Genomic DNA, 12,959 nt, shown 5'->3' with positions numbered 1-12,959 from the left:
GATCGTCGGCGCGGTCATCCTCGTCACTGCGGGGTTCGGCGTGTACGCCGGATTGAGCGGCGTCTTTGGCTGACCGCCGCACGGACATCCGCGACCGCTGTTGAAAATCGTGCTGCAGAATGCGCCGTAAGTGCTCACCACGTTACGACCGGACCGATCACGCAACCCCCGCCCGGGCCCGCCCTCTTCAAAGGGGGAGTGGAGAACTCCCACCGTGTCGGGTGACTAACGCACCCATTCGTAACAAAAAATGCATCGGGTTCTCGCCGCCAGCAGGAATAGATCAGACGCTCCTTAGAGAAGGGCGGGCGCGGCCAACGGCACGCGCCCGCCCGAACAACACCCTACACTCTGGAACGACCTACTTGAGGCCGGCGTCGATGGCCGCGGTGACCTTGGCCTCCAGCTTTTTGAGCACCGGTTCCGCCGCCGTGCCGGCACCTACGACCGAGGGCCGCACGAACAATACCGTCGTCACCCCATCCTTCTCGTACATGGTCAGGTGCATGGGGCACACCGCCAGCATCGCCGGGTCCTTGTTGCTTACCTCGTTGGCGAACCAGCCGTTGCAGAACACCATGCTGCGGATCCCTTGCAGCTTGTTGCGGTTGTAGTTCGCGCCCCACTTCTTGGCGAAGCGGGAGATGTTCTTACTGATGGGTACCTGGAACACGACTTTGAATTTGTGCGTCTTCAGCGAATGCTCCACCTTGGTGTATGCCTGATCCAGGGGCATCTTCGCCGATTTCTCGTATACCGTGGCGGGGGCGGCATAAGCGCTGAAGGTCAGCATGCAGCCCAGCAGTATCGCCAGTGCTTTCATCGCAATCTCCTGTTGTTGGTTGGCCCAGGGTCTGAGCAGCGGGGAAGGAACAAGGCGCCCGCCCGGACGGCGCGGGGCACCGACGGGTTACGGGTTGCCAGCCTCCCCACGCAGGCAGACGCGGGACCCGTGAGATTATTCCGTCAGGACGTTCCTGGCGCGTGGCCAGCGCGCCCCGGGTATGGACCCGTCATCGTGGAGACTACGCGCGCGGGCCTGCAGGACGCAGGCCCAAGGGGTCGGCGGGATCCACGTCGCTCTTGAAAGGAAGCTTACGGTCGTGGTGAGTGACCTGGTAGACCCGGCCAATCCAGTTATTGATCACCGCCTCGGCGGTATCGTGCCAAGTGTTGTCCAGGCCGGGGGCGATGAGCGGCTCCGGGAACGGCGGCATCGGGGCACCCCGCTGCGTCGCACGGCACACCTGATCGCGGTATTCCTCCAAGACCGCCTGGGTTCGCTTGCGGAAATAATGGGCCGGGAAGGGTGGGTAGTCCCCACGTTGTCCATCCACGAAGCGGTGCACCTCACGTTTGTATTCCTTGAGCAGGCTGATGGTGTCGTATTCCGGATGTCCCTGGAAGAAGACGAGGCGGAATCGATCCTCGCTTACCGCCAGATGCACACCGGCCTGCTCATCCTCCACCAACACATGCAGGCCGGCCGCCGAGAATTGCTCGCGGAAGACCTCGTTGAATCGGGAGTGCGGCACGTCGAAGCGGGTGTTCACCCCGCTGACCAGGGGATGGCGCCGATCCACCACGCGGTGCGGGAACACACCCCAGCGCTTGCGCGTGAGCCGCCGACGCGGCTGACCGTAGCGGAACTGGAGCACGGCGTGGGTGGCCAGACAGGAGCATAGCGTGGACGTGACATTATCGTAGGCCCAATCGATCACCTGGATCAGGGGTTTCCAGAACGGTTCCCGCGACAGATCCGACCCGGTGACGTTCGCCCCCGTGATGATTAGCGCGTCGAGCCCCTGTTCCTGGATTTTTTCGAACGGCTCGTAGTACCGCGCCACATGCGCCGCTCCTTCGGCGTCCCTGGCAAGCGCCTCGACGGTGAATGGGTGCATGTAGAATTGGGCGATCTGATTGCTTTCGCCCACCAGGCGAAAGAACTGGCGCTCGGTCGCCGCGAGCGCCGCATCGGGCATCAGGTTAAGCAACCCAATGTGCAACTCGCGGATATCCTGGTGCAGCGCGGCATCCCGGGAGACAACGGTCTCGCCCTCCTCACGGAGTCGCTGGAACGCGGGCAGATCCGAATTCGCAACCAGGGGCATGGCTATGCTCGCATCCCGGCTTGGCTGCCGGGACCTGTGATTCCGGTGTTACGCGGGCCGGTCCAGCGCGGTCTCGATCAGCGCCAGAAATCCGGCCTCATCCCGCACACGGGCCAGTTCCTCGGTGGTGATGCTGTATCCGCAGCGGTCCACGATCGCCTGATATCGGGGGATCCGCGAGTGGAACAGCCGCGGAAACATCCAGCGCACAAAGTCGTCGGGGTCGATCATCGCCACATAGGCGAGATCTTTCTCCCGGAGGTAGATCTCCATCTGTGCGTCCAGGAACGTCTCCCGGTAATAGAGCGGCTTCGGATCCTGCTCCGCACGTCCGATCAACTCCTGTTCGTCGCGCCCGGTCGCCTTGATGTAGAGAATCAGGGTATGGCGTTCCAACACCGGAAACACCTCCGGGTCATCCAACTCACACACGCTGCCACCGGCATCGTTAACGAAGTGCTGGTAGCCGTAGATCTCCTGCGCCTTGCGGATGAATTCCGGCACGTCCTTCATGGCGGCGACCTCCGCCTGACGGTGCAGTTCCTGGCGGCGCTTGAACTCCCCCAGACCCAGCCCGCCCTGCTCCGGATTGCCGACCTTGCCGAGAAAGCTGGAAACCGGTTGCAGGTTGTCGATGGTGATGTTGTTCCGGATGTAGATGGAATCCGCGCGCAACAAGTCCCGCAGAAACGGAACCTGCATGGCCTGTTGCTTGATATGATCAAGGATCGACTCGTCGAGGTATCGGGTCCCGATTCGGTAGTCGCCCGAATAATGGAACCAGTTGCGGTGGCGCAGCATGTTGGCGAAGCGGGTCTTGCCCACCCCGGACATCCCGAGGAGCGTGACGCGCTTGTTCTTCCAGGCCCTGAACTCGTCGACGGTGAATCGCACGTCCATACTCCGGGCGCCGCCGCGGCGCGCTACTATTATATGGCGACGCTCGGATTTGTCGACGCAGGGAAAGCCGGGGCGCGGACGGACGCGGGCCAATCAGTAATGGTTTCGGGGCTTGAGAGAGGCGGGACAGGCGCGGGGGGGGTTACTCCGGACCTCGTCCGACGTCCGTGCCGGGACCGGGGGACGCCCGTCAGTGCGTGGTCAGCGTTTACGACCGGCAGAGCCCGGGGTCCAGCGCAGCGCGCGGGGTGAATCGTGGCGCTCGTTCAATTCCTGGGCCAGCTGCTGCGCATGTTCCGTGACCTGCTGCAGGGTACCGCGCCGGAAGCCGGTAATGGAATTACAACCGTTCTCCAACACATAACGGTGCCAATCCACGCCGCTGTCGCCGCTCGGCATCGGGCTCTTCTCGATACGTCCGACCTGGAAGCGGCTGCCAGACCTGGCCGGGTGAGCTGGATCCGCCACCGGTGTAGCGGGCCGCAGGACGTGCGGGCCGACGCGGGTAGTCTTCGAGGGCATGGCATAATCCTCCCGGGATCAAGAATGCATGGACATGGCGCCCACGACCAGGTTTTAAACGGAGAGCGGGAGGGGCGCAGACCCCGCAGATCCAGCGGGCGCCACCACGACAAACGCTGCGTGTCAGCATACCACAAGATCGCCCTCATCCCCTAACCGGTCCGGCTGCGGCGCGGCACTGGAGTCGGGCCAGGCCCCGGATGCCCGTGCTACCATAGGGCCCTGCCCGCTACAGGCCAGACGGTATCGGGGACTGCATGATGTCGAACTCCTCCCGCAAGATTCGAATACCGGACCGGCAGGATGCGCTGCCCGGCCGCGCGGAACCTATGCCGATACCGGCGTACCACTTTGTGAACGGCCACCCGCTGAGCCCGCCGTTTCCAGCAGACATGGCAATGGCGATGTTCGGCATGGGGTGCTTCTGGGGTGCGGAAAAATGCTTCTGGCAAACCCCGGGCGTCTATCTAACCGCGGTGGGCTACGCCGCCGGCTACACACCGAACCCCACCTACCGGGAAGTTTGCACCGGCCTGACCGGCCACAACGAGGTGGTGCAGGTGGTATACGATCCGCGTGCAATCTCCTATGCGCAACTCCTGGTTCGATTCTGGGAGGCTCACGACCCTACCCAAGGCATGGGGCAGGGCAACGACGTGGGTACCCAGTACCGTTCAGGCATCTACGTCTATGGAGACCGCCAACGGGCGGCAGCACAGGAATCGCGGAACCACTATCAGAGCGCGCTGGAGGCCACGGGTCGCGGTCCGGTCACCACGGAAATTCAGGACGCGCCCAAGTTCTACTACGCTGAGGAATATCACCAGCAGTATCTGGCCAAGAATCCCGGCGGCTACTGCGGCCTCGGCGGAACCGGCGTCCGATACCCGGCGAGTGTGCAACCCGCGCAGGTCTGAATACGCAGGGTGGTATGCGAGCCTGATGAGCGGACTTGATCATCAGTCAGGGGGATCGGAACGATGAAATCCAAACACCTGCTCGCCAGTCTCGCCCTGTGCGCCCTGCTCCCCTGGGCAGCGCCGGTACGGGCGGTGGATCTGATCCCGGTGCGGCAAATTACCCCGGAACTGGCCCGCGACATCGCGCAACATGCCATCGATACCTGCAGGAAGCACGGCTATCAGGTCACGGCGGTGGTAGTGGACCGCGAAGGGATCCCGCAGGTCATGATACGGGACGTCTTCGCAAGCCGGTTCACCATCGAGATCGCCGAGGCCAAGGCCAACGCAGTGATCCTGTCGGGCGTAAGCTCCGGCGAATTCCTGCGGAACCGCGCGGACATCCGCCCGGAGATGGACCAAGTTCATGGCGTCCTCATGCTGCGGGGCGGGCTGCCGATCCGCGCCGCCGGATCCCTGGTCGGTGCAGTCGGCGTGTCGGGGGCGCCAGGTGGCGACAAGGATGAGATCTGCGCCCGGGCTGGCGTGGATGCAGTCCGAGCCCGGCTGGGCTTCGCAGAATAACCGGGCGGGTTCGGATTTGGATCGGGCGCGGAACCCGTTTGAGATAGGTTCTAGTTCCAGTTCCCGCGCACAATCGTGCGGCCACACACCTGCTCCAGCATCTTCAGGGCTTAGGGCGTGACGTCGCCGGTCGGGCCCGCCAGCCGACCGCGCCCATTCCAGTGCGCGTCCAGACTGAAGATCCCACCTGCGACCGTCTCATTGAAGCCACTGCAGCGCGATCTGTACACCGCGCTCGCAGCGCCAAACAAAAGAGACGCCGGAGGCGATCCGTCATAGTCCCTCCCAGCGCCGTATGGCTGAAGATAAATCCGGCCATCTGTTTGAAGCTGGCGATCGCGCAGAATTCAACATCGTGCTTGGTATTCAGAGCGGCGCGGACATATCACGCATGGAGACGCTCCGCGTAGCGGTCTGCGCACCAGACAACCACCGCCGACTGGTCACTCTTTAACAAACGCCCGGGAGCAACGCCCCCACGGTCATCCGTGCGTTGGGCGCTCCCGGCGCGCTATCACCCGACTGGGACGCGTCGGCCCCAACGGCTGCTCAATGGGGCACCACAGGCGCCGGTGGGCGCTCCGCCCAAAAAGTCTTGTCCGAACTCTGAGCGGCGAGGGCCGTGGCGCGTTTCTTGGCCTCCCCATAGGTCATGACCTGGTCGAGGTAGCGGCCGGCCTTGTGCTCAAGCTTCGAGCGCCACGCTACGATATAGCCCGGATCGTCATTCTTGCGGGGAAAGAGACTGTCGACCATCGAGTCCTCCACAATTGTTGGAAAAATCTACCCATCGCAACCGCTGAGGCAGGGAGCCGGTCCGGATATTCCGTCGGGACCCACCGCAGCGGTCCGGACCAGCCCCCTGATTGTAGCGCCCCGCCCCTGCATTGGTGACCCAGGGCAGGGCCTCAGGTGCGCGCCGCACGGGACCGCGCACGGCATCGCCGCGGCGCAGGGCGTCGCGGCGGATGCTCAAGGACCCAGGCCTGCGGCCGACCCAACCAGAGGGGGCGGTCATTTCAAGCGTCCGATTCGAGCCGACGCCGGGCAGCCGCCAAACCGCGGCGGTCGGGCATCCCCGGCTGTGTACCCCAACACGAAAGCGCGGCCACGGACGCACGGACTCCGTGGTACCGCGCTCTGCCGCGGCCTGGGGGCCGGGCGAATGACACGATAAGCAGGGATCGGGGTGTTCCACGCCGCAGCGCGGGCACACGGACAGGGAGGATCTGGAACGCCGCCGGAGCACTCCGGCCGGTAACGGGGGCCGATGGGCAGAGGTGGCGCGCCGGTACCGGCGCGCTCCGCGCGGCAAGGGGGTTCGGTGGACGGCAAGTCCATGTCCAATGCACCACAATGGACCGAACGTCACGGTCGCGCGGCGGATACGAGTCCCGTTGTGACAACCAAGCCCGTGCGCCGCGCCGCCGCGACGCGCTGCCTGTGGGCCATCCCGTGCATTCTGCTGGCGGGCTGTGCCTCGCAGGGACTGGACCTCAGCAGCGCAGCCCCGGGTTCCGTCCCGCCGCAGACCCTTCAATCGAGCCCCGCACGCCCCCCCACCGGCAACGGGATCGCCGCGTACGCCCGGGGGGCCCCGCCCCACCCTGCGCCGGAGGGTCACACTGGGGTTGGCCCCACCACCACCGCCACAAACACCGGCGGGCCATGGTCCGGACCGTGTCACCCCCCTTCCGCGGTACCCTGCGAAGACTGGACATCCGGCATCCCGTACCGGAACCGGGACATGGGCGTATCCGGAATCCCCGGGTCGACGCGCGACGCCACGCCCATCCCCGGCGAGGTGGACATAACCAACCAGATGCGCACCGGTGCCTATGATCTGAGCAGCCGGTTCCAGGGCCAATATCGGATCGAGTCCGGTCACGCGGAGCAGGGCGTAGGGACGGTGGACACGATGTTTCTGCAGGCCCTGGATCGGGAACGCGACGTCGCGGGACGGTTTGGTCGCCAGTCGCTGGACCGCGGAGGGGTCCTGGGGCACATGGACGGAGTGCAGGCGAGCATCGGTCTCGACCCACTGGCAACCCTCAACGCGGTCACCGGCGCCCCCGCCGCGCTCCCGGGCGCGGCGAATTCCGCTTCCGCGGGCCGGTTTTTCTACGGTGTCAACATGGACCTGGGGCGGCCCAACCTCCCGGGGCGACTTAACCTATTCGCGCTCGAACAGCGCGACCCTGAGACCGGGGTACGACGCACCGTGGGCAGTCAGATCCGCTATTTCCGTGCACGGCAGTCCCTGTTCGGGGTGGTGCACTACAACCTGTCATTGGGCGCCCTGAGTACCGCCCTGATCCTGGGCCGATGGATCCTGCCGGACAAGACCAGCCTGAACGTGCTGGTGGACTACCGACGGCATTCAGCCATGATCCTCGACCGCACCCTGCCGGCCGGCTTGGCGACCATGTTGCGCGCGCGCTTCGCCAACGAAGGCAGCGATCCGGTGGATGAGTTGGATCGGGACATCACGGCAGATCACCGCTCGGTCACCATCGGCGCCGCGCGCGCGCTGTTCCGGCAACTGAGGATCGGCGGGAGCGTGACCTTTGCGGGGAGTCCCGGTGCCGGGGATTACGGCGGGTTCCAGGCGACTGGCGACCCGGGGCGAAAAACGCTGTACTCACTCAGGGTACGTGGACAGGACCTGTGGAAGCGCGGCGATGCCGTCCTCGTCGCGATGCGCTATGGGCAAGCGCCCGGCGTGGACGTCGCGTCGTTCACAGTGGATACACACTATCCCCTGGGGCCGAAATGGCGGGTACATCCGCGGCTCGCAATCGGATATCGCGCGGAACACCATCCGGGTGCCGACCAGGCGACTCTCAGCCCCTCGCTGCAGGTGCGCTATTACCTGCGGCACCGGCTATCCGTGGCCGCGCAGGCGGGCGGTGTCTGGCGCAGCCGCCAGCTGGCGGACATTGCCGGATTGGACAGCGGCTATTACTTCAAGGTCGGGTACCGGGCGACGTTCTAAAGGGGTGCCTGCGCACCGGGAGCTGCTCGCGCTGGCTCCTTCATCGCTCCTTCATCGGGTCAGCCACGAGCGCGCGCGCACCGTTACGAGCGCATAGGGAAAGATCCAGAACATGGAGAACAATGCGTAATAGGCGTACAACACGCCGAAAACGAAGTCCCAGGAGCGCTCCATGCGCAGGTAGTACAGCATATAGAGCATCGACATCATACCGACGGCCGCCAGTAAATGCAGGATCGCTGTGGGCTCGTGGACCGATAGGGCGATGATCAGACCCAGGGTTGCATAACTTACCGGATAACGCAGGTTGGTAATCGTCTTGTCCACGATCGCGATCAGGCGCGGTCCGAGCGGGCGTTTCCAGACGATCCGTGCCAGACGCAATTCCTCGCGCACGTAGCTCCGGTCCCAGCGCAGGAACATCTTGCAGAGCCGGGTATAGGTCAACGGGACGATGGTATGCACCACCGCGCTGCGTTGGTAGACCGTATCGTAGCCTTCTTCCAGGATGCAGTTGGTCAACGCGCGATCCTCACCGAAGCTGCATACCGCGCCCAGGAAGGTCTGATTTTCCCACCACCCCAACACCTTGCGGACCACCGCCGTGCGGTACCCCGCCAGGGCACCGGGACAACAGTAGACGGTGCGATACATGGACTCGGTCGCGCGCAGGAAATCGAAGGCAAGGGAAAAACGCACCCGCAGCATGCGCGGTATGAGCCCCTGGAACCGGTTGTAGACCGCCACACGCCCGGCCACCGCCCCAACCTTCGGATCCCGGAACGGCCCGACTATGGCCAGCAACGTGTCGGGCTCGATCACGCTATCCGAGTCGATGGTCACCACCACCGCGCCGCGCGCGCGCCGAAAACCCGCGGCCAGCGCAGCGCGTTTACCCTGGTTCTGCGCGAACCGGACCGCGGTGATCAACTCCGGCTGACGCAGGGCGGCGCGCTGGATGTACTCCCAGGTGTCGTCCCGGCTCCCGTCGTCCACCACAAAGATCTCCAGGCAGCCGTGTGGATAGCGGGCGCTGGCGACCGAGTCGATGGCCTTCTCCACCATCGGCCCCTCGTTGTACGCGGGGATGATCACCGTAAGCATCGGGGCGGCGGCGGGGTCTACCGACGCGAACGGCCGATAACGCAACCATAGCAGGGTACGAAAACCGAGCAGCGCAAAGCCCATCATCGCCCACAGGAGACTGGGCTGCACGATGATCTGCGCCCAATGTTCGGTCTGCACGCGCACGAGCAAATGGCGCAGGGTTCCACCGGAGAAGGTGGCGTAGGTCGCCAGCAGCAGCGCTATCAGGATCACCGCCGGAAGGATCCGCTGGTACTGGTCGGCGCCGCGCGCGGCGGCCAACTGTGTATTCATTTCGAGACCTCACTCCTCGCAACAGCCCAACCCCATCAGGGTCGGACCACAGGGTATTGGGTGAATACCGCGGGGCTTACTGGGCAGCAGCGCGATCCGGCGGGTTCCGATCACCCGGGCCGGGAACGCACGGAGCACGCTACGTAACGTCCAAGGGTCGGGGAATCAGCCGCCGTCGGGACCGGATTCCGAAAGTACTGGTAGGCTGCGAGCCCCCGCAGGGACAGGCACGATTCGTGACCGTACGCTAGCGGACTTCCCGGTGGCTGACAATGGAAACACCCGCATCAGAGCGCTGCGGCAAGGTATATATTATAGGTGTCTTCGATCGCGGGTGTTTGTCGTGCCCAGGCGACGCATCATCGGGGTAACCATTCATTCCGCAAGGTGTTGTGCGCCGGACAACCAAAACAACGGCCGGGGCCCGGAGATCACGCGCCAGCCCGCATCCCTGCCAAGCGACGCGTGACTTTCTTCCGGGACGGAGAATATGGAATCATGGCAAAATTCCTGGGCCAGACATCCCCCGCCCAACGGAGAGGCCGCCCACTGTGTCCGACAGCTCCTTCGCCCACCAATGCGCATGCCTCATAGGCGCGGCCGCCGATCCGACGCATCTGCGCCGCACTCTTATCATCGCATTTCTAGTGGGAAGCTGGCTGGTCTTCTACAACCTCGGGGATCAGATCCTGCACCACGGCATGAACACCGCCATCTGGATCAAGATCGGACTCAACTACCTGACGCCCTTCGTAGTGGCCAACCTGGGCCTGCTATCGCGCAAGCACTGAGTCCGCCGCGAATCACGGTGAGCCGCGGGTCTCGTGGCGCGGAAGCGGGGCGTGCGCCAGATCAACCGTAGACGGGACATCGCCAGCCTGATCCTCCCCCTCAGGACCACGCTGGGACAACGGTGGAACCGCGGGTCCGCCGCGGGATATGGGGCGCTGTGTCCCGGCAGCTCCGGTCACCGTCGGCACGCGCACCGGGCGGGCGCCCAGCGCATCCGGGAGGTCCAGGAGCGGTGCCACGGCACCGGTGCCACACAGGGCCTCTGCACTGTTCGCCAAGTGATCGTAGACGTCGCGGTACTGCCGCGTCATGCCCTGGAACAACTCCGAGGTCTTGCGGAAACTCTTGTCGACCCGGCGGCGGTAGGCATCGAACGCGGCCTGCGTGGCCTCCAGTTCCTGCTGCAGGGCCTTGACCCTCCGATCCCGAAACAGGGCGAAATAGGCCAGCGCGAAGCCCGCCCCGAGGCCGAAAGCGAACGCGACGATACCGACTCCCCAACCCCAGGCGCCGTGCGTGCCGAGCATTGCAGACTCCCGTGACTGATCCTGCGTGGAACCCATGCTAGCAGGGCTGCGCGGAAGCGCAAGGCAGGACCGGGAAACTCCGGCGATACCCTCAGGGAAGCGGGGTTGCGAGGGTCGCGGACCGGGTTGCCGACACCGGTCGCTGCGGTAACCAACGCCGCGCCAGCGCCTGCGCTTGCGCCACCTGCGGCTCGGTCATGAGGCGGTCCAGGAACGCCCGTGCCTGCGTGGCATGGGCGTTCCCCTCCGCGGCCGAAAGCCCAACCCACATCCGTGCCAAAACCAGATCCTTGGGCACCCCGCGGCCCTGGTAGTAGAGCCGCCCCAGATTGAGCTGGGCGCGGACATCCCCGGACTCCGCCGCCTTGCGGTACCAATAGGCCGCTTGGCCGTAATCGCGCGACATGCCGTGTCCATGCTCATAGTCCCAGGCCAAGTTGAACTGCGCTGGCGTGAAACCACGTTGCGCCGCGCGCCGGTACCAGACCACGGCCACGGCGGGATCCGCAGCCACGCCAGCGCCCTGATCATAGTGCTGGGCAAGCGTGAACTGCGCCAGTGCCAGCCCCTGGCGCGCCGCCTCGTGATACCACTCCATGGCCTGGTGGCGGTTCCGGGGCACCCCAAGTCCCAGGTCCAGGTGCCACGCCACGTTGAATTTCGCCAGGGCGGAGTCCTGCCGTGCCGCCATCCGATACCATTTGAGCCCCGCACGGTAATCCCGGGGTACGCCACGACCTTCATCGTAGATCGCGCCCAGCAGCACCTGGGCCTGCACGCTGCCGCCCGTGGCCGCCTTCCGGTACCAGTAGCGCGCCAGCACCGGGTCGCGCCGGACCCCCAGGCCCCGCTCGTAGTGCCATCCCACATTAAACTGGCCCATGACGTTGCCCTGGGCCGCGGCACGCCGGTACCAGCGCAGGGCACGGACGGGGTCGCGCGGCACACCCCGTCCGTAATCGTATCGGACCCCCAACGATACCTGGGCGCGCGCATCGCCGGCGGCTGCCGACCGCCGCAACGCCTGGACCGCAGTAGCAGGGTGCCCAACACGGTAGGCCGCAGTAGGGTCGGGTAGTCCGGCCCGGGCCATCGGACCAACCACCAGAAACCAAACCGCTGCCAGCACCGACCACGCACTGCAACCCCTGCGCTCCACGCCGGTCCGGACGGCGCGCACGGGTGGCCCAGCCGGCGCGTGGCCCAACGCCGGGCGGGGAACGGCATCGATACAGCGGACGGTCATATCCGCATCATAGCGGAATTGGAATGGTCCGGTAGGCGGCGCGACCAACACCCAGGCCCCGCCCCGCCAGCGCACGCCACGACCCGCGCACGCCGCCGAGCTCCCAATGGCTGCCCACTGCGGCGATTCCGCCCCGCGCCCAAGACGAACTATACTTAACCCCAACTTTATGGCCCTCCCCAACTATCCCCCGGTCCGGTGGCAAGAGGCGGGAGGGCCGGCCGCTCTCGCGGACATCCGCCCCGGAATCAGGGGTTGGAAACCCAAAACCTGAAAGAGATGTTAAATCCCATGGCCGTAGGCAACCTCCCATTACGGGAACGCAAATATGCCCAGACCAAACTCGCACTGCTCCACGCCGCCCTGGAACGTCTCGAGGCGCGCCCGCTGGATCAGCTCTCGGTGCGGGAACTATGTGAGGCGACCCAGGTTTCGGAAGCCACCTTCTTCAACTATTTCCATTCCAAGACCGACCTGCTCCATTACTTCGGCCAGCTCTGGGCCCTGGAGGCCACGTGGCACGGCCGGGCGGCAGGCTACAGCGGCCTCGCGGCCATCCACGATCTGTTCGACTTCGCGGCCCGGCATATGCAGGAACACCCCGGGACCTGGGGAGAAGTCATCGCCCTGCAGGCCCGGACCCGGGAACGCCTGACCCTGCCCCCGTTGACCCGTGCTGAATGTCGCCTCGCCCTCCCGGAACGGGAGGAACGGGAGGAACTCGACGAACGTCCCGCCAAGGGGCTGGAGGCCTTGATCACACCGCAACTGGAACACGCGGTGCGCTCCGGCGAACTGCCGCCCAACACCCTGATCCCCACCGCCCTGGTCGCGCTGCTTGCGATCTTCTTCGGGGTTCCGCTGTCCCTGCGTGCGTCCAACCCGAAAGGCATCGGACATCTGTTCCGCCAGGAACTGGCGATCCTGTGGGCCGGGCTGCGGGCCGTAGCGCAGCCTCCCCGCTAAGCAAACGCGCTTTCTACCCATCCCAACGCTGGGGTG

The 12,959-nt window shown here is 65.2% G+C and carries 13 protein-coding genes; 5 read left to right on the top strand and 8 right to left on the bottom strand.

Annotated elements, in window-relative coordinates:
• Positions 1–361: 361 nt before the first annotated feature.
• From B7Z66_07900 to B7Z66_07885, 4 genes are all read right to left on the bottom strand, one after another.
• On the bottom strand, positions 362–823 hold the full coding sequence (locus B7Z66_07900; GenBank protein ID OYV76694.1) for a hypothetical protein: 462 nt from the start codon (positions 821–823) through the stop codon (positions 362–364).
• Positions 824–1,025: 202 nt separating this feature from the next.
• A complete protein-coding gene (locus B7Z66_07895; GenBank protein OYV76693.1) occupies positions 1,026–2,111 on the bottom strand; it encodes a homoserine O-succinyltransferase in 1,086 nt (361 codons plus the stop codon).
• 48 nt (positions 2,112–2,159) lie between these two features.
• Entirely contained in the window at positions 2,160–3,005 is an 846-nt protein-coding gene (locus tag B7Z66_07890; protein OYV76703.1) for an ATPase, read from the bottom strand.
• A 207-nt stretch (positions 3,006–3,212) separates the two neighbouring features.
• Positions 3,213–3,533 (bottom strand): hypothetical protein, encoded by a 321-nt coding sequence (locus B7Z66_07885; GenBank protein ID OYV76692.1) that lies wholly within the window; start codon positions 3,531–3,533, stop codon positions 3,213–3,215.
• A 260-nt stretch (positions 3,534–3,793) separates the two neighbouring features.
• Between B7Z66_07885 and B7Z66_07880 the strand changes: the two genes are divergently transcribed.
• Together B7Z66_07880 and B7Z66_07875 are read left to right on the top strand one after the other, a co-directional pair.
• On the top strand, positions 3,794–4,450 hold the full coding sequence (locus B7Z66_07880) for a peptide-methionine (S)-S-oxide reductase (GenBank protein ID OYV76702.1): 657 nt from the start codon (positions 3,794–3,796) through the stop codon (positions 4,448–4,450).
• A gap of 63 nt (positions 4,451–4,513) precedes the next feature.
• On the top strand, positions 4,514–5,017 hold the full coding sequence (locus B7Z66_07875) for a hypothetical protein (GenBank protein ID OYV76691.1): 504 nt from the start codon (positions 4,514–4,516) through the stop codon (positions 5,015–5,017).
• Between the two features lie 549 nt (positions 5,018–5,566).
• Here the strand turns inward: B7Z66_07875 and B7Z66_07870 are convergent.
• A complete protein-coding gene (locus B7Z66_07870; protein OYV76690.1) occupies positions 5,567–5,773 on the bottom strand; it encodes a hypothetical protein in 207 nt (68 codons plus the stop codon).
• A 991-nt stretch (positions 5,774–6,764) separates the two neighbouring features.
• On the opposite strand from B7Z66_07870, the gene B7Z66_07865 reads away from it, so the two are divergent.
• A complete protein-coding gene (locus B7Z66_07865; GenBank protein OYV76689.1) occupies positions 6,765–8,012 on the top strand; it encodes a hypothetical protein in 1,248 nt (415 codons plus the stop codon).
• A 51-nt stretch (positions 8,013–8,063) separates the two neighbouring features.
• Here the strand turns inward: B7Z66_07865 and B7Z66_07860 are convergent, their stop codons facing one another.
• Complete coding sequence (locus B7Z66_07860) at positions 8,064–9,392, bottom strand: hypothetical protein (protein ID OYV76688.1); 1,329 nt, start codon at positions 9,390–9,392, stop codon at positions 8,064–8,066.
• Between the two features lie 590 nt (positions 9,393–9,982).
• Between B7Z66_07860 and B7Z66_07855 the strand changes: the two genes are divergently transcribed.
• Positions 9,983–10,183: a hypothetical protein gene (locus B7Z66_07855; protein ID OYV76701.1), complete on the top strand. Its 201-nt coding sequence runs from the start codon at positions 9,983–9,985 to the stop codon at positions 10,181–10,183.
• A 12-nt stretch (positions 10,184–10,195) separates the two neighbouring features.
• Here the strand turns inward: B7Z66_07855 and B7Z66_07850 are convergent, their stop codons facing one another.
• Positions 10,196–10,747 carry a hypothetical protein gene (locus B7Z66_07850; protein ID OYV76687.1) on the bottom strand — a complete coding sequence of 184 codons (552 nt, stop codon included), beginning with the start codon at positions 10,745–10,747 and terminating at the stop codon, positions 10,196–10,198.
• Positions 10,748–10,802: 55 nt separating this feature from the next.
• A complete protein-coding gene (locus B7Z66_07845) occupies positions 10,803–12,032 on the bottom strand; it encodes a hypothetical protein (GenBank protein ID OYV76686.1) in 1,230 nt (409 codons plus the stop codon).
• 180 nt (positions 12,033–12,212) lie between these two features.
• Between B7Z66_07845 and B7Z66_07840 the strand changes: the two genes are divergently transcribed.
• Entirely contained in the window at positions 12,213–12,923 is a 711-nt protein-coding gene (locus tag B7Z66_07840) for a hypothetical protein (protein OYV76685.1), read from the top strand.
• Positions 12,924–12,959: the final 36 nt, after the last annotated feature.

The organism is Chromatiales bacterium 21-64-14 (genome assembly GCA_002255365.1).
Lineage (GTDB): Bacteria > Pseudomonadota > Gammaproteobacteria > 21-64-14 > 21-64-14 > 21-64-14.
Note: the sequence above shows the minus strand (reverse complement) of the source record. Positions and strands in the feature narration are given on the sequence as shown.